The organism is Streptococcus mitis bv. 2 str. SK95 (genome assembly GCF_000222705.1).
GTDB classification, from domain to species: domain Bacteria; phylum Bacillota; class Bacilli; order Lactobacillales; family Streptococcaceae; genus Streptococcus; species Streptococcus mitis_AY.
Genome location: NZ_AFUB01000033.1, coordinates 77,964 through 94,795 on the forward strand (window position 1 = coordinate 77,964; position 16,832 = coordinate 94,795).

The following is a 16,832-nucleotide window of genomic DNA, read 5'->3' on the forward strand; positions in this document are numbered from 1 at the left end:
AGATGGGATTTTGTCTGTTGAAGAAAGTGGCTAGTGGCTGCTCCTGACTTTCCTCTCTTTTTATTTCTTCAACAAACCTTGTTCTTGGAGAAACTCCTTGGCTACTTGTTCTGCTGACTTGCCTTCAACACCAACTTGATAGTTGAGCTGGCTCATCTGGCTTTCAGAAATTTTACCAGCCAGTTTATTAAGCACCGTTTCCAACTCTGGATGTTTCTTGAGAAGAGCTTCTTTCATAAGTGGTGCCCCTTGATAAGGTGGGAAGAGTTGCTTGTCATCTTCCAAGACCTGTAAATCATAACGTGCCAATTCTGCATCCGTCGAATAGGCATCTGTGATTTGAATATCGCCCGACTGAATTGCCTGATAGCGAAGAGCTGGCTCCATGGTCGCTACGTTGAGATTGAGACCATACATTGACTGCAAGCCCTTATTTCCATCTTCACGGTCATTAAACTCAAGTGTAAAGCCTGCCTTCAACTGCCCTTCCACTTTTTTCAAGTCCGAAATGGTCTTCAAGCCATATTCTTGAGCAATCTTTTTCGGCACAGCTATGGCATAGGTATTTTGATAAGACATAGGTTTGAGGTAGGCTAGCTGATCTTGCTTGGCAATGCCATCACGCGCCACTTGATAAACCTGTTCTGGCTCATGCCCCACTTGAGGTGAGGGTTGAAGCAAACTTTCAGTCACCGTACCGGTAAATTCAGGATAGATATCAATATCCCCTTTTTTCAGAGCTTCATAGAGGAAGCTTGTTTTCCCAAAATTCGGTTTAACAGTCGCAGTCATACTGGTATTTTCCTCAATGAGGAGTTTATACATATTGGCCAAAATTTCTGGTTCCGGTCCCAATTTCCCAGCAATAATCAAGTTTTCTTTCTCTTTTTGAGCTAATAGAGCTGGACTATAAGACAGACCGAGCAATATGGTCACCAAGGCAAAACCAGAGAAAATCGTCCGTAATTTTGCTTTTTCCATCACTTTTAGTAGGAAGTTAAAGGCAATGGCAAGCACTGCAGAAGACAGGGCCCCAATCAAAATCAGACTGGTATTATTGCGGTCAATTCCCAAAAGGATAAAGGAACCCAGCCCCCCTGCACCAATCAAGGCAGCCAAGGTTGCCGTACCGATAATCAAAACCGCTGCCGTCCGAATCCCAGACATCATAACAGGCATAGCAAGTGGAATTTCAAATTTCTTGAGACGCTCCCATCTGGTCATCCCAAAGGCAATCCCAGCCTCTTGCAGACTTGGATCAATTCCCTTCAGCCCAGTGATAGTATTTTGTAAAATCGGGAAAATCGCATAAATCACTAGAGCCGTCAAAGCAGGCAAGGTTCCAATTCCCATCAAGGGGATAAAGAGCCCTAACAAGGCCAGTGACGGGATAGTCTGGAAAATCCCTGCAATCTGCAAAACCCAGTCCGCCATCTTTTTATGATAACGAAGAAATACCGCTAAGGGAACTGCAATAAAAATAGCTAGTAACAAGGTCAAAAGCGACAACTGCAAATGTTGAGATAGAGCTGTTACCCAATCACCAAAACGCTCCTGAAAAGTTGATATCAAATTAGCCATGAACACTACCTCCAAACAAGTCTGCTACAAATTCTGTGGCAGGAGCTTTTAAAATCGTCTCAGGATTCGCTACCTGACGAATCTCTCCATCCTGCAAAACAGCAATACGGTCCGCCAATTTCAAAGCTTCATCCGTATCATGGGTCACAAAAATCGTTGTCATCCCAAACTCTTTATGCAATTCTTTCGTCAGAACCTGCAACTGCTTTCTCGAAATTGCATCCAAGGCTGAAAAAGGTTCATCCATGAGGAGAATCTTAGGCTGACCAATCATAGCCCGTACAATTCCAACACGCTGTTGCTCCCCACCAGATAGTTCACTAGGTAAGCGATGCCCATACTCGGCTACTGGTAAACCAACCTTAGCCAAAAGCTCTTCAGTTTTCTGAGCAATCTCTTCCTTAGTCCACCCCTTCATTTCAGGAATCAGGGCAATATTTTCTACAACCGTTAGATTAGGAAACAGAGCAATGGCTTGTAAAACATAACCAGTAGAAAGACGAAGTTCACGCTCGTCATAGTCTTTGATGCGCTTGCCATCCATATAAATATTTCCATCAGTCGGTTCCAAAAGACGGTTAATCATCTTAATCATGGTCGTCTTACCGGACCCAGAAGGCCCAACTAAAACCATAAATTCCCCATTCTCAATCCGTAAATTGACATCTCTCAAAACATCTTTTTCTGTATAGCGTAGCGCTACATTTTTGTATTCAATCATAGATTTCCCTCATTTTTTATAATAACTTTACCAAAAGACTGACTACTTTCCAGATAAGCATGCGCGTCCTGGATTTGTTCAATAGAAAATACTTTTTCAGGTCGTACATCTACCCGATAACGCTCCACAAAGTCCACCAAAGCTTGAAGCTTGTCTTGAGACACATTACCAGAAGCAAAGGTTGTCAAGTAGAGATTGCGGTAAAGCATTTCGATCGGGTCAAAGTCTGGAATAGTCCATTGACCGCCCAGCAAGCCACAAGAACAGATGATACCACAATCTGCCGTCCGAGCAAATGTATTAAGAATAGCACTCGGACCGACAAGATCCAAGACCTTGTCAAACTGCTCTTCCATTTGCAAGACACCATCCTTGTCCAAAATCACCTGGTCAAATCCTGCCTCTTTTAGTTGCTCTTCCTTGCCCAGACTACGACTACTTCCCGCCAGATAGGCTTTTGGAAATTGCCCTTTGAGAAGCTTTGCAAAAGCAATCCCAACACCACTAGTCGCCGCTCGAACCAGAACTCGATCTCCCTCCTCAATCTTGAGATTGAGATAAGAGCCAAATGCTGTGTAGTAGGTTTCAGGCAGTGCGATTAAACTTTCCAAAGCAAGCTTTGTCCTCACAGGATAAACCTGTTCATCTGGTAGCAAAACATACTCAGCATAACCACCATCAAAAGCACGCCCCATTTCTCCCATGATGGAGATGACTTGCTGCCCAACCTGCAAATCGGGACGATTGGTCTCCTCTACAAGTCCCACACATTCAATGCCTAAAATCCGTGGAAATTGAACGGACGGCGATAGTCCTTGACGAGTAAAAATCTCGCTATGGTTGATTCCAAATCCTTGCACCTTGACCAAGGTCCAACCTTCTTTAACAGTCGGTTTTGGAACTTCCACAACCTGCAGAACTTCTGGTCCTCCAGCTTCCTTGACAAGCACAGCTTTCATCTTAGTATCTCCTTTTAAAACTTCCCTCGGTTGATCAAGTCTTCTACCTTAGGCATGACTTCTTTATTGTCCCAATGCTCCACAATCAAGCCGTTCTCCAAACGGAAGATGTCATACTGAGCATAGGCAACCACATCAATCTGAGTCTGACCGTAGCTAACCACATAGTTTCCTTGTCCCAAAAGCTGGAAAACAAAGTCAAAAGTAACACCATGGTCAGCCACATAGTTTTTATAAGCAGCACTTCCTTGTCCAATCTCATGATTATGCTGAATCAAATAGTCCGCCACATAATCACTCCATTGCTCTAGCTCCCCGTTTTGGAAAATTTCTGTCAAGAAACGGCGAACAGTTTTTTTATTTTCTGCTGTCTTGTCCAAATCCGTAATTTCAAAATCACCAAAAATCTGATCTAACTGTTCATTTTCTGGAGTGCGATAGTAATCAATGACATCCCAATGCTCCACGATACGTCCATTCTCATCCGCACGGAAAGTATCCGTTGTCACCCATTGCGCTTCCCCACCATTCAGATATTGATGAACATGAACAAAGACTAGATTGCCATCCTCAATAGTGCGAACAATTTTCATCTCACGCTCTGGATGACGCTCGAAGAAATTTGCAAAGAAGGCTGCAAACCCTTCTTTCCCATCAGGCACACCTGTCGAGTGTTGGATATAAGTATCTCCTACAGACTGGGCTTGAGCCTCAGCAACTCGTCCGTCTTGAATGGCGTGAATATATAGATTTTGCGCATTTTCAACTTGTTTTGACATATTCTAAACCTCATTTTCCTTCTCTTTCAGATTGTCCAAAATGCGTTCCTGATAACTTTCAAACTGGCGAATTTCTTCCTCTGAGAAGCCTTTATAAAAAATTGCATCTAATTTTTGACTGACACGACTGCCAACTTCTTTCTGAGACCAACCACGCTCCGTCAACTTGACATATTTTTTTCTCTTATCTATTCCACATGGGCTAATGATGACCAGGTTTTGCTCCTCAAGTTTCTTTATCATAGTTGTCAGCGTATTATTAGCAAGTCCTGTCACTAGTGCAATATCTGTGGCTGTAGCACATCCTGTCTCACTATTCCATAAAACCGCTAAAATCTTGCCCTGTTCACTCCGATAAAGGGCTTCAGGATCCTGATTCAGTAACTTTTGAAAAATCCGCCCATTCAACAAACGAATATGATGGGCTACTAAATGACTATCTTTCATGATCTCTCCATTTTATTTCTATATCGAATTATATTCCATTGTAATACTTATCATTCCATCTGTCAACTATTTCGATTTAGAAATAATTTCCACCAAACAAAAAAAGACCTCCTACCTAAAGTAGAAGATCTCTAATCTTGATCAACTTAATCTGTCATTTCGGACACCAAGGTTCGATGTTCCAGTGGTAGACTGCACATAACCAACAAGAAGATGAATCCTGATTGTATCCAGAAGAGAGCCAAGTCAAAAATTCCATGTACAGCGACTACCGTAAGGAAGGAGAGATAAAGACCGATAATTGGTCGTTTACCAGACTCCTGACTCATATCCATCATCATGTGAACCGGGATAACCGAAGAAATGGATAGGAGAATGGTTCCAATCAAACCATAACTTAAAATAGTATCGATGTAAAGACTATGCGCGTGTTCGTGGTAGGGTGCATGGATTCTCGGATAGGAATTCATATAGGTCAGTGGACCCTCACCCCAGATCGGATTTTGTTTAAACAAAGTCATACCCGCATTCCAGATTGAAACACGCTCCTCCATTGAAGAATCTAGCGTTCCCATACGGACACCCAAATCGCTTGAGAAGAGGAAACAAAGGCCAATCCCGAAAACTCCAATACTGAGCCAGAAGGCACGCCAGTTTTTAATGGTTGTAAAGAGATAAATGATTGCACCAGCGATGATGGCAGGAAAAGCTGTTCTATTTTGTGTAAAATTCAAACCAAATAGATTCACAAAACCTGCTAGCACACAAAAGATTTTTAACCATCTTAACTTCGTCGTTGTAAAGAGGTAAAAGGCAATCATGATACAGAAGCAACAGATAATCCCATAGTAGTTAGGATTGAAGAAGGTCACCTCTGCACGGTTTTGGTGCCATACTTGCATATTGGGCGAAAGAAAGGCGTAGTTAAATTTCTTTACAATTTGAAAATGCTCCAAGGTAGCAAAAGCCGCAGAGAGCACACTACCAAACAAGATTGTCTGCAGTATCAGTCGAAAGAAAGCATGCGTCAGACGTTTCTGGTAAAAACTAAAGAAAATGAGGAAGAGACACATCAGTAAAGATGCAACCAATCCAAGCCAGTTCTTGGCGACGATGGAGATGATACTACTGTAGGCAATAAAAAAGAGAAGTACAGGATGTTTGGCTAATCCTTTGATAATTCCCTTCATCTCCCCAGTAACAAGTAAACCTATCAAATATAAAGCAAAGAGAGCTAAGAACAAATAAAAAGGTAAAAAGATACTTATGATCATCAAATACAAAAAGAAATCTTTTTTCGAAAGCCCTCTTATCTTATCCAGTAATCCAATTGATTTCAAAACGGATCCTTTCTGTTCTGGATTTCTCCAGAAGATAAATGCTAAACTATCTTTTAATTTTACCATTTTTTCCGTCATTTGGGAACAATGAACACGTTTTCGCCACAAAAAAACTCTGTTATTGATATGGTACTAAAACCGAATTTCTCTGCCGTTTTCCACTACTTGATATGTCTGACTTTGCAGATCAATTTCTGCTACTGCTGTTACGGACTTGTCTTTATTTTGACGTTTGATTACAATGCTGTGAGCTGTTGGTGTTTCAACGTCAATAGTCCCTTCTAGGTCAAAGGCCTCTGATTGATTACGGAAAGAAAATAGATTGAGAAGAGACTTCACCACAGGACGTTGAACTTCTTCTTCTATTTCCTCATTGCTATAGTAATGACGATTAATATTTCGACCTTCTTTGGTTTCTTCTAATAATTTTAAGTCATTTTTTCCTGCTAATAGACCCACATAGTAAACCTGAGGAATGCCTGGAGCAAAAGCTTGAATCAAACGAGCGAGGAAGTACTTGACATCATCATCTCCAAGCGCAGAATAATAGGTTGAATTGATTTGGTAGATATCTAGATTGTTATACTCTGCACTAGAGTACTTACGTTTGACATTCGCTCCAACCTTATAGAGCTCATTTGAAGCATAGTCAATTTCTTCATCTGTCAGGATATCCTTGACATCCACCACTCCAATCCCATCATGAGTATCTAGTGTCGTAAATTGCTTCATCGGGCTCATCTTTAACCACTTAGCCAAACGCTCTGTTCTGGAACTGTAAAGAGTATAAAGAGTCACCATTGGAAGGGCAAAATCATAAACATAGTAATCATGGTCCGCTATTTTAAACTGAATCGAATAATGTTCATGAATCTCAGGTAAGAGCTCTGTCCCATACTCAGCTGCTATATCTCGGACTTTGTCCAATAAATTCCAAATATCTGGTTCCACAAAGAAATCATTGGTATCCAATTTCTTCACTGCATAAGCAAAGGCATCTAGACGAATCAAATCACACCCGTTACTTGCTAGATGTTGAATCGTCTTACGGATGAATCCCATCGTTACTTCTTTAGTCACATCAAGATCAATCTGCTCCTCACCAAAGGTATTCCACAAATGTTCTACTGAACCATCCGCAAAAACGATCTCTTGTTTTGGTGCACGATCCTTACGTTTGTAAATTAAATCTACATCAGCTTGTGTCGGACGATTTTCCGGCCAAAACTTATCCCAGTTTAGAAAGAGATCTTTAAATTCACTAGCTTCATGTTTTTCTTGATAGTCCTTATAATACTTAGATTGACGAGAAATATGGTTAATCATAAAGTCAAACATAAGATAATATTTCTCACCTAAACGCTTAACATCCTCCCAATCACCAAACGCTGGATCCACTTCATCATAGTCAACTGGTGCAAATCCACGATCACCTGTTGACGGGAAAAATGGTAGAAGGTGAACTCCCCCAATAGCATCGCCAAAATGTTCTTCCAAATTCTCATACAAGTCTTTAAGGTTATTTCCAAGACTATCTGAGTAAGTAATCAACATAGTTTTATTTTGAATGGTCATAGATGTTCTCCTTTTTCTGATGAAAGCCAAGTCTTATATGACCTGGCTTCGTAAATGAAAGATATTTTTAGATTTTTGTTCAGTACTAATATAGACTACAAGCAACTAAGTACTACTTTCTTTTTTCTACATAGAACTGTCAACAAGCTAAACTGTTCCCTCTATGTATGGAATTATAGATTCCCTAAGCACTTTCTTACTTCACTGCCCCATTACTCATTCCTGAAATGATATGTTTTTGGAAGATGAGGTAGACAATGGTTATCGTTACAATTCCCACAATATAAGATGCAAAACTTGGACCATAGTCATTGAAGTACTGACCTTGGTAGTTGTATTGGAAGAGAGGTAAAGTCCACATCTTGGAATCCTTATTCAGAATCAACAGTGGCAACATAAAGTCATTCCAGAACCAGAGAGCATTGATAATCAAAGTTGTCGCATGCATGGGCTTCAACATTGGAAAAATGATTCGACGATAAATTGTAAAACGATCAGCCCCATCAATTTCCGCAGCTTCATCCAAACTATCTGGTACACTGATTTTTATATAACCAACATACAAGAAGAGAGTCTGTGGAATAGCATAAGTTAGGTAGAGTATTACTAGCCCCCACATATTTGCTAGACCGAGTTTACTCATCATAACTGTGATGGGAATCATAATCACCTGAAATGGAACAAATATCCCTAAGATCAAGAGCGAATACATAATTGCAAAGGCTTTTTTCTTGGACATGTTTCGAGCAATGGAATAAGCTGCAGCTGGTATAAAGAAAGCTACTACAATCAATGATAACACCGTAATAACAGCTGAATTCCAGAAATAGCCTCCAATTCCATCCGAAATCAATCGTTCATAATTACTCAACGTAAAAGGATTGGGCAAACTAAAGAAATGATTCATGATATCCTTAGTTGTCTTGAAAGAACTAAATACTGTTACCAACAAAGGAACAAGTATAAGAATACCACCGACTATCAAGAGGACGTATTTCCAAAACTGATTCAATTTTTCTTCTTTTTTCATGTGTAGGACTCCTCTATTAGATTTCAAATTTCTTTGATAGTTTGATTTGGATCAGAGAAACAATTCCAATAATTAAGAATAAAATCAAGGCAATTGCATTCGCATATCCATATTGATTACTCTTGAAAGCATAGTTGTAGACTAACAGTCCAAGAGACGTTGTAGCATTATTTGGACCACCACTCGTCAAGGCAAAAATTTGGTCAAAGGCTGTCAAACCAGACTTAAGAGCCAAGATAAAAACCATTGAGATCGTTGGCAGTAAATAGGGCAATTCAATCTTCCAAAAGGTTTGTTTACTTGTTGCACCATCAATTGATGCTGCCTCTAAAATATCAGTTGGAATACTCTGAAGACCAGCAAGAAAGAGAATGATTGGCATTGCTACTCCTTGCCATAGAAGAACAAAAATAGTTGCCACTACCGCTCCGACAGGTGTTCCTAATAGACTCTCTTGTAGAAAACCAATCCCTAAAATTTTTCCAATCGTTGGAAGACCATAGTTGAAGAATTGTTTAAAAATCAAGGAAACTGTCAAACCAGACAAAACAGCTGGGAAAAAGAACCAAGCTCTAAAGAAGGTCTGCCCCTTCATCTTCGAATTTAAGGCTCGTGCCACAACCACCCCAATCGTAATCTCTCCAATAATCAATGCCAGAGTTAAAATCAAAGTAAAGGCTATGGCTGTGAAGAATTTCCCATCAATCATCAGCAATTTGTAGTTATTTAAACCAACAAATTTATAATTATAGGTCAATCCAGTCCAGTTAGTCAAACTATAGAAAGCACCTTGTACCATTGGAAAGTAAAAGAAGATAGCTTGTAAAGCAAGCGGGATGAGCAAAAATGTCCAACCCCAGTATTTATTTAAAAATTTTCGAATAGCCATGTCATCTTAACTCCTATTCTAGTCCAAATCTGCCTTCATTGGATTAAAGAAAGCATTGAGATTCTTTGCCATATTTTTCAGATTTTTATCCATCAGGTAACCTGTACTTAGATTAAAAAAGTCTTCTTCAGAGTTCCAGCGTTGGCCCAACCAAACATAATGTTTGTCCGTAAATGCCAGTTTAGAAATAGCTGCAAGCGCTGAATCTTCTTTTTCCTGTATGCCTTTCACCGCAACTGGTGATCCATCTACATCATAATATGACTGCATAGCTTTTGGACTAGTCATATAACTGATAAATTCTTCGGTTTCTTTCGGATGTTTAGTAGTAGCCGAAGTTGATAATGCCATGTCCCCTGCACCAACAGTAACTTCTTTTCCTACTTCTTCTCCTGGGAAGGCAAACATCCCCACCTCAAATTTTGGATCCTGTTGATTAATTGCCGCTAATGCCCATGATCCTTGTGGCATCATCAAAGCTGTTTCACTCGAAAATGCTACCACCGCATCATTATAAGAAGCACCACGCCAACCATCTTGAGCATTATCTGCCAATAAATCTAGTCGTTCTGCATCGGCTTTTAAAATAGCATCATCTGCAGAGATAGCGTTTGGTTTTGAAAAGCGAAGGTAGTTATTAGCCGCATCTCCACTACCTGTAATAGTGATGAGAGAAAGTTGGTGGTAACCATTTAATGTCCAGCCTTCATTGCCTGCAACTGCAAATGGAGAATTCCCACTATCTTTTATCTTTTTAACAATCTCTTGAAACTCTTTAAAAGTCTTCGGCTCCTCAAGTCCTAATTCTTTAAACTTCGTTTTATTGTAATAGATTCCATAAAGGTTAGCTGTTAAGGGCACACTATAAACCTTGTTATTGATTGCATACTTTTCGGCATAGTCGTTCTTGATGTTCTCAAGATAAGATTTCCCTGTCATATCTGCAAAATAACCTGCTTTTGCCCACTCCTGAAAATCCATATTTTGAGGATAGATATTAATAATATCTGGAACATCTCCTGATAAAATCCGAGTCTTCAGAACAATTCCAGCTGCGGGAACAGTCGTCAGTTTTACATCAATAGTAGGATGATCCTTTTCAAAATCATCCACTATCCTTTGCAAGGTATCTGCCATCTCGGTCTTCTGGTTAAAAAACTCAATCGTTACCTTGCCATCAGTTGACTCCTCTTGACTACTACAAGCTGACAGTCCCAAAAGGCAGAGTCCTGTAGTAGCAATTAAGCTCATCTTTTTATACCATCTCATGATTTTATCTCCTTATCTTCTAATGAAATGTAACTGCCTGCTGAGATAATCTCCCTGCGGAAGCTCCATAGTAATACCCGCATACATGAGTTCTGCACCTGAGTAAACTACACCATTTTCCTGTAATTCATACCATCCCTCTTCATCCAAATCTTTTAACTTTAAAGTTGTTTCCATTGTTTCCACAACTGATAAGACTCGGACGTAGGTTACAATCGTTTGATTTTCATAGTTAAATTGTACAGCTGCTTCATTGGATGCAGCATCGGGATTGATTAACCTATACTGATTTCCCAACTGGACTACTGGCCGCAATTCTTTATACAAGTTCACCTGATTAGCAATCTCAGCCTTCTCTTCATCTGATAAACTTGTCAAATCAAGCTCATAACCCAGATTTCCCATCATTGCCACATGACCACGAGTTTCCAATGGTGTCATTCGTCCCATCTGATGATTCGGTACTGCTGACACATGAGCTCCCATGGAAATGGTTGGATAGAGATAAGATGAGCCGTATTGAATTGGTAAACGTGCTATAGCATCAGTATTATCACTAGCCCAGACTTGTGGGAAATAACGCATCATACCAAGATCATTTCGTCCTCCACCACCAGAGCAGGACTCAAAGAGAATATGGCTGTGCTTCTCTGTCAGATAAGAAACAAGTTCATAAAGTCCTAACATGTACCGATGAGATTGCATTTGTGTCTCTAGATAGTTCGAACCATTCCCTAGGTTAGTAATATTACGATTCATATCCCATTTGATGTAGTCAATATCATGATGAGAGAGGAGTTCATCTAAGACATTTTTCAAATATTCCACTACCTGGGGATTGGCAAGATTAAGTACTAATTGATTTCTAGAATAGGTATGCTCATAACCTGAAACCTGAATAGCCCAGTCAGGATGTTTGCAATACAAATCGCTATCTACAGAAATCATTTCAGGTTCTAACCAAAGCCCAAACTGCAAACCTCTTTCATGGATGGCTGAAATCAGACTTTCAAGACTTCCACCCAATTTTTTCTCATTAACAACCCAATCACCTAAAGCACGATTATCATCAAAGCGATTGCCAAACCACCCATCATCTAATACAAAAAGTTCAATTCCAACTTTCTTAGCCTCATCTGCCAATTCTAACAGTTTTTCTCTCTGAAAGTCAAAGTAAGTTGCTTCCCAGTTATTGATTAGAATTGGACGTTCTTTTTTAGAAAACTGACTTGGCATAATGTGCTTAAGTACAAAATTTTGACTTTCATGGCTAATACCAGTTAATCCCTTATCTGAATAGGTCACTAAAGCTACCGGTGTTTCAAAATTTTCCTCAGGATTTAACTTCCAAGAAAAGTTTTCTGGGTTAATGCCAATAGCCACCCGAACTTCATTCAACTGATTCTTTTGAACAAAAGCTTCAAAGTTTCCACTATACAGTAGTTGCAGGGCAAACACATTCCCAGCATCCTCTGTGACTCCTTGATCACATAATAGAAGAGCTGGTGTTTGAGCATGACCAGAAGCACCACGGTTCGAACTAATTGAAAAGATTCCTTGTTCTACCTGTTGACGTCGAACAGTCTTTTCACGAGCATAAGCTCCCTGTAAAGTCACTATTTCGTAAGCTGCAGCAGGAAAATCAGCCATGAAAGAAAAGTCCTTATGAATGACAACTTCCTGATTGCTATTATTCTCCAATTTGCTGTAGCTAGCAATTGTCGCATCATTTTCAAAAGCTGTATAATACAAAGTCAGACTAAGTTTAGCTTGAGGATCTTTTAAAATCAAGACAAGCGTCTCTGTATCATCCATGCTGTGAGGAGAAGGTAAGCCCTGTGGACCATTCTGACCTTTTAAAATCTTTGCTTCTACAAATCGAAAGTCTGTTACTTCAGTTTCATCGTGCTGAACCTGTAAAGTTGGTTTTCTAAAGTCACCCAAACCATGTTGTCCAAAAATTTGACGTTGCGTATCCAAACTAAAAGTTCGATTAGTAGCTGTTGGATTAGGTGAAAAAGCATGATCGCGTTCATAAACACTATTAGCTCCTCTATAGTTCTTAATAGTCTTTCCTAAATGTTTTAATAATAAGAACCCATCCCTATTTTCAATAATCAAACTTAAACCTTTACTCTCAACGTAAAATAGATTATTCTCTATCCGAATTCCCATATATATCACCTCATCGATTTCCTGATAAAATTTTAGCAAATAAAAGCGCTTTCTAAAATAGAAAAATGTCTACAAAGTATGGTAAAATGTTAGGTAGGAGGTGGCACATGCTCGTTTTTTCAGAATACCAGACTGGAACAATTGATCTTTCTCTTAGCTTTTACGGTTATGAAGAATGTACGCCTAACTACTCTTTTGGCCCAGCTATTCGAGATACCTATGTACTACATTACATTACTAAAGGGAAAGGTCAATTCCATTATAAGGGGAAAATTGTTGATTTAAAGGCAGGAGATTTCTTTTTACTAAAACCAGATGAATTAACCTTCTATCAAGCAGATAGCCAGAATCCTTGGGCTTACTACTGGTTAGGGATTACTGGAGGGAGGGCACCTGACTATTTTGCTCTATCTCAAATTTCTGACCAATCCTACCTCATCCAGTCAAATAACTGTCATACACAAACAACTGCAAAACTCATCTCAGATATTGTCCGTTTCGCTCAGATTACAAAATCAAATGAATTGGCTCAACTCCACATCATGGGACAACTCCATGAACTAATGTTTCATCTAGGAACTATTGCTCCCAATCAGAAAAGAAAGAATATTTCATCAACCCACCAACTCTATCTTGACTGCAAACGATTGATAGATAGTCACTATCCACAATCGCTCACCATTCAAGATTTAGCTAAAGAGCTATCGGTTCATAGAAGTTACTTAACTAGTGTGTTTAAAGAATTTCACCAACTCTCTCCAAAAGAGTATCTACTCTACGTTCGGATGCATCGTGCACAACAACTTCTGGAACATACTGAAGAATCTATTAAAGTCATTGCGTACTCCGTCGGTTTTTCAGATCCACTCCATTTCTCAAAAGCCTACAAGCAGTTTTTTCATAAAACACCGAGTCAAACTCGAAAAGAACTCTCTCACTCCCTCTTAGCTAGAAAGGAAAATCAATGAAATCACACCAACTAGTTTACCAAATATTAGCTAGAGAAAACGATTATGTTAGCGGAGAAAAAATCGGAGAAGAACTGAATTTAAGCCGTACATCCATATGGAAAGCGATCCAACGTCTTCAACAAGAAGGCCTAGAAATTGACAGTATCAAAAATAGAGGATACAAGCTCATTCAAGGCGATCTGATATTGCCTGATTTGATTCAGGAGAAAACCAACTTAACCATTCGCTACAAACCTGAAACAAAATCTACTCAAACAGATGCAAAAGAAGGTATTGAAGGTGGAAGCCAGGGAAATAGTCTCTATCTTTCCACATATCAAACAGCAGGTCGTGGTCGCTTTCAACGCCCTTACTACTCTCCTGCTCAGGGAGGTATTTATATGTCATTACATATTCAGCCAAATCTCACCTATGACCAGCTTCCTGCCTACACATTACTTACAGCAGGTGCCATTTACAAAGCTATTAAAAACCTCACCTTGATTGACGTGGGTATCAAATGGGTAAATGATATCTACTTTAAAATAAAAAAATAGCAGGTATCCTCACCGAAGCCATGACGTCCGTGGAAACAGGCCTAGTAACAGACGTCATTATCGGCGTTGGAATCAACTTTGCCATCAGCGATTTTCCCAAAGAGATAAAAGAAAAAGCTGGAAGTCTCTTTACACCACCAGCTCCTATCACACGAAACGAACTAATCTCAGAAATTTGGCGTTGTTTCTACCAAACAGCACCCGAAGAACTACTCTATCTTTATAAAGAACACTCTCTTGTTCTAGGAAGAGAGGTCAGTTTTATCCAAGATCGGACTGAAAAAAAAGGAGTTGCCAAAGACATCTCCGACAAAGGACAACTCCTTATCCAGCTTGATGACCAGACAGAAATCTGGCTCAATAGTGGTGAAATCTCACTCACTAGCTGGACTTAATAACAGCACTATATGGTGTCTAGAACCTCAACTAGTAACATCATATAGTGCTTTTTGAATGCAGAAAGCAACTGATATATAAATAACTGGCTTCCTACCAACACTTTACAGGTGGATAGCTTTCGAGGCATTCTTTTTATATGCCGTGCTATGTACCAAAGAAACCCCATAGCAGTGATTTTCGTGTCCAAGCATGACCAATGGAAGTGCAAAAACTTTAACAGCATATAAAAGCAGCCAAAACATAAAGACTTCAGCATTTATATTCACCAAATTTTTACTAAACATCTCATACAAGAACCATGCATTTAAAGCCATATTGAAGAGACTTGCTAACGTTGCTGAAACTATATTGGTTTTTAATTTTGGATGATAACATTTAGCCACATATAAGGCCAATATTGGAATATTATAAAGGCAAATCGGCTGATAATTTTCTCTATAAATAACCAGCGTCTTACGATTATAGAACAGGAAACCATGAGGTCCACGATGATATTCATTTATCCAGACATGGCTAAGACCTCTAATCGCATTCCAATCTACAAATAAATCAATTTTTCTTAGATAAATCCCAGTTTTATGGATTAAACACTTCCATTTGAACATGAAAGATAAAAGAAAAGTAAGGAGCAAAACCGCAACTGTAACAATCTTCAACTCCTCTTGCCCGATAGTCAAGGATAGGTTAAAAAAGCGAATTTGCGCTTTTTTTGCATCTAAGATCATTGAAATCACAGTTAGAAATACTAGAAAGATAAATAGTATAAATCTATAAAAAATACTGTGAAATTTTACTCCATTTTTCATCTCGATTATCCCCAGCCACTTAAAGTCCCTAACCTTAGTATACCACTAAATCTAGTCTATTTATGATTTTTTCTAGTATGAAAGTTAGTGAAATGGCATTAGATAATAGAGCTCTATAATTCTGTAGTGAGTAAAACCACTATGGAGATGCCTAGAAAAAAGGCCCAAAAGATCTATAATGAAAAGCGACCAAACCATCACTAGAAAGAATCTTATGAAACCATTACATTTTATCACAAACCTACTAGACATTAAAGACCCTAACATCAAGAGTGTGGATATTTTCAATATGGATACCCACAAGGAAATCACTGAAGAAATATGATTTTCAAAAGAACTAAAATCCCTTATCTAGAATGTGCGGGATACAAAATTCTAATTCGTCTAAGGAAACGGCGCTTCCGATGTAAAGTCTGTAAAAAAATGGCAGTCGCAGAGACTCCCTTAGTCAAGAAAAACCACCAAATCGCTCAAAAATTAATCGAGAAAGTCCCTATGACGGTCATCGCTGAAAGCTTGGCTATCTCCACAGACCTGAAGAAACACTATAATCTCTATCAGCTCTTGCTTTTTAACTTTCAGAACAAGGAGGCAGAGAATTTTTTCGAACTCATTGAAAATAATCTCAAGCTGGTTCATCCTCTTTTTCAGACTGTCTTTAAAACCTTCCTCAAGGATAAAGAGAAGATTGTCAACGCCCTTCAGTTACCTTATTCCAACGCAAAATTGGAAGCGACTAATAATCTCATTAAACTCATCAAACGAAATGCCTTTGGTTTTCGGAACTTTGAAAACTTCAAAAAAAGGATTTTCATCGCTCTCAACATCAAAAAAGAAAGGACGAAATTCGTCCTTTCTCGATCTTAGCTTTTCTTCAACCCACTAGAGTTGATAAAGATTCTCAAATTGTATCACGGAGAATGGGGGATTCGAACCCCCGCGCCAGTTACCCGACCTAACGATTTAGCAAACCGTCCTCTTCAGCCTCTTGAGTAATTCTCCAAAATATTTAATTAATAGGTATAAGTTGATTTAAACTCCTACACTCGCTTTATAGCTCTCTGTATACGGAGAATGGGGGATTCGAACCCCCGCGCCAGTTACCCGACCTAACGATTTAGCAAACCGTCCTCTTCAGCCTCTTGAGTAATTCTCCTATTAATGGGCACGAGTGGACTCGAACCACCGACCTCACGCTTATCAGGCGTGCGCTCTAACCACCTGAGCTACGCGCCCAAGTTAAAAACTTGGTAATTTGAACAAAGTTCAAAGCGGGTGACGAGAATCGAACTCGCGACAACAGCTTGGAAGGCTGTAGTTTTACCACTAAACTACACCCGCATAACCATTATAAA

General features: G+C 39.3%; 13 protein-coding genes, 4 tRNA genes and 2 pseudogenes. 3 read left to right on the plus strand and 16 right to left on the minus strand.

Annotated elements, in window-relative coordinates:
* Positions 1 to 60: 60 nt before the first annotated feature.
* The 11 genes from HMPREF9965_RS07150 to HMPREF9965_RS07200 form a co-directional block, all read right to left on the minus strand.
* Entirely contained in the window at positions 61 to 1,581 is a 1,521-nt protein-coding gene (locus tag HMPREF9965_RS07150; RefSeq protein WP_001284956.1) for an ABC transporter permease/substrate-binding protein, read from the minus strand.
* Positions 1,574 to 2,302 (minus strand): ABC transporter ATP-binding protein, encoded by a 729-nt coding sequence (locus HMPREF9965_RS07155; protein ID WP_000575231.1) that lies wholly within the window; start codon positions 2,300 to 2,302, stop codon positions 1,574 to 1,576. Before HMPREF9965_RS07155 ends, HMPREF9965_RS07150 begins: the two co-directional genes overlap by 8 nt.
* A complete protein-coding gene (locus HMPREF9965_RS07160; protein WP_000648872.1) occupies positions 2,299 to 3,261 on the minus strand; it encodes a zinc-binding dehydrogenase in 963 nt (320 codons plus the stop codon). The genes HMPREF9965_RS07155 and HMPREF9965_RS07160 overlap by 4 nt, the downstream gene beginning before the upstream one ends.
* 14 nt (positions 3,262 to 3,275) lie before the next feature.
* Positions 3,276 to 4,040 (minus strand): nuclear transport factor 2 family protein, encoded by a 765-nt coding sequence (locus tag HMPREF9965_RS07165; protein WP_000043836.1) that lies wholly within the window; start codon positions 4,038 to 4,040, stop codon positions 3,276 to 3,278.
* Between the two features lie 3 nt (positions 4,041 to 4,043).
* Positions 4,044 to 4,487: a MarR family winged helix-turn-helix transcriptional regulator gene (locus tag HMPREF9965_RS07170; RefSeq protein ID WP_000655213.1), complete on the minus strand. Its 444-nt coding sequence runs from the start codon at positions 4,485 to 4,487 to the stop codon at positions 4,044 to 4,046.
* Between the two features lie 146 nt (positions 4,488 to 4,633).
* A complete protein-coding gene (locus HMPREF9965_RS07175) occupies positions 4,634 to 5,827 on the minus strand; it encodes an O-antigen ligase family protein (RefSeq protein ID WP_025170835.1) in 1,194 nt (397 codons plus the stop codon).
* A gap of 132 nt (positions 5,828 to 5,959) precedes the next feature.
* A complete protein-coding gene (gene gtfA, locus HMPREF9965_RS07180) occupies positions 5,960 to 7,402 on the minus strand; it encodes a sucrose phosphorylase (RefSeq protein ID WP_000155208.1) in 1,443 nt (480 codons plus the stop codon).
* Between the two features lie 196 nt (positions 7,403 to 7,598).
* On the minus strand, positions 7,599 to 8,432 hold the full coding sequence (locus HMPREF9965_RS07185; protein ID WP_000711270.1) for a carbohydrate ABC transporter permease: 834 nt from the start codon (positions 8,430 to 8,432) through the stop codon (positions 7,599 to 7,601).
* A gap of 16 nt (positions 8,433 to 8,448) precedes the next feature.
* Entirely contained in the window at positions 8,449 to 9,321 is an 873-nt protein-coding gene (locus tag HMPREF9965_RS07190) for a carbohydrate ABC transporter permease (protein ID WP_001007691.1), read from the minus strand.
* An 18-nt stretch (positions 9,322 to 9,339) separates the two neighbouring features.
* Entirely contained in the window at positions 9,340 to 10,590 is a 1,251-nt protein-coding gene (locus HMPREF9965_RS07195) for an extracellular solute-binding protein (RefSeq protein ID WP_001267888.1), read from the minus strand.
* A gap of 12 nt (positions 10,591 to 10,602) precedes the next feature.
* The gene (locus HMPREF9965_RS07200; RefSeq protein WP_000512826.1) at positions 10,603 to 12,765 is read right to left on the minus strand and encodes an alpha-galactosidase; all 2,163 of its coding nucleotides are present in this window, start codon (positions 12,763 to 12,765) and stop codon (positions 10,603 to 10,605) included.
* A 107-nt stretch (positions 12,766 to 12,872) separates the two neighbouring features.
* Between HMPREF9965_RS07200 and HMPREF9965_RS07205 the strand changes: the two genes are divergently transcribed.
* Positions 12,873 to 13,733 (plus strand): AraC family transcriptional regulator, encoded by an 861-nt coding sequence (locus tag HMPREF9965_RS07205; RefSeq protein ID WP_000959984.1) that lies wholly within the window; start codon positions 12,873 to 12,875, stop codon positions 13,731 to 13,733.
* Positions 13,730 to 14,667: pseudogene (gene birA / locus HMPREF9965_RS07210) on the plus strand (bifunctional biotin--[acetyl-CoA-carboxylase] ligase/biotin operon repressor BirA). Before HMPREF9965_RS07205 ends, birA begins: the two are co-directional and overlap by 4 nt.
* A gap of 105 nt (positions 14,668 to 14,772) precedes the next feature.
* Here the strand turns inward: birA and HMPREF9965_RS07215 are convergent.
* A complete protein-coding gene (locus HMPREF9965_RS07215; protein ID WP_000788478.1) occupies positions 14,773 to 15,477 on the minus strand; it encodes a hypothetical protein in 705 nt (234 codons plus the stop codon).
* Positions 15,478 to 15,691: 214 nt separating this feature from the next.
* On the opposite strand from HMPREF9965_RS07215, the pseudogene HMPREF9965_RS12790 reads away from it, so the two are divergent.
* Positions 15,692 to 16,344 (plus strand): annotated as a pseudogene (locus HMPREF9965_RS12790) (transposase).
* A 47-nt stretch (positions 16,345 to 16,391) separates the two neighbouring features.
* Here the strand turns inward: HMPREF9965_RS12790 and HMPREF9965_RS07230 are convergent.
* From HMPREF9965_RS07230 to HMPREF9965_RS07245, 4 genes are all read right to left on the minus strand, one after another.
* Positions 16,392 to 16,479, minus strand: a tRNA-Ser gene (locus tag HMPREF9965_RS07230).
* Between the two features lie 66 nt (positions 16,480 to 16,545).
* A tRNA-Ser gene (locus HMPREF9965_RS07235) sits at positions 16,546 to 16,633 on the minus strand.
* A gap of 6 nt (positions 16,634 to 16,639) precedes the next feature.
* Positions 16,640 to 16,713, minus strand: a tRNA-Ile gene (locus tag HMPREF9965_RS07240).
* Positions 16,714 to 16,747: 34 nt separating this feature from the next.
* A tRNA-Gly gene (locus tag HMPREF9965_RS07245) sits at positions 16,748 to 16,818 on the minus strand.
* Positions 16,819 to 16,832 lie beyond the last annotated feature (14 nt).

What these genes read in the sequence shown, in the direction of transcription:
- HMPREF9965_RS07185 (WP_000711270.1), bottom strand. Translation starts at nt 8,432, where the DNA reads ATGAAAAAAGAAGAAAAATTGAATCAGTTTTGGAAATACGTCCTCTTG.
- HMPREF9965_RS07165 (WP_000043836.1), bottom strand. Translation starts at nt 4,040, where the DNA reads ATGTCAAAACAAGTTGAAAATGCGCAAAATCTATATATTCACGCCATT.
- HMPREF9965_RS07150 (WP_001284956.1), bottom strand. Translation starts at nt 1,581, where the DNA reads ATGGCTAATTTGATATCAACTTTTCAGGAGCGTTTTGGTGATTGGGTA.
- HMPREF9965_RS07215 (WP_000788478.1), bottom strand. Translation starts at nt 15,477, where the DNA reads ATGAAAAATGGAGTAAAATTTCACAGTATTTTTTATAGATTTATACTA.
- HMPREF9965_RS07200 (WP_000512826.1), bottom strand. Translation starts at nt 12,765, where the DNA reads ATGGGAATTCGGATAGAGAATAATCTATTTTACGTTGAGAGTAAAGGT.
- HMPREF9965_RS07160 (WP_000648872.1), bottom strand. Translation starts at nt 3,261, where the DNA reads ATGAAAGCTGTGCTTGTCAAGGAAGCTGGAGGACCAGAAGTTCTGCAG.
- HMPREF9965_RS07170 (WP_000655213.1), bottom strand. Translation starts at nt 4,487, where the DNA reads ATGAAAGATAGTCATTTAGTAGCCCATCATATTCGTTTGTTGAATGGG.
- HMPREF9965_RS07155 (WP_000575231.1), bottom strand. Translation starts at nt 2,302, where the DNA reads ATGATTGAATACAAAAATGTAGCGCTACGCTATACAGAAAAAGATGTT.
- HMPREF9965_RS07205 (WP_000959984.1), top strand. Translation starts at nt 12,873, where the DNA reads ATGCTCGTTTTTTCAGAATACCAGACTGGAACAATTGATCTTTCTCTT.
- gtfA (WP_000155208.1), bottom strand. Translation starts at nt 7,402, where the DNA reads ATGACCATTCAAAATAAAACTATGTTGATTACTTACTCAGATAGTCTT.
- HMPREF9965_RS07190 (WP_001007691.1), bottom strand. Translation starts at nt 9,321, where the DNA reads ATGGCTATTCGAAAATTTTTAAATAAATACTGGGGTTGGACATTTTTG.
- HMPREF9965_RS07195 (WP_001267888.1), bottom strand. Translation starts at nt 10,590, where the DNA reads ATGAGATGGTATAAAAAGATGAGCTTAATTGCTACTACAGGACTCTGC.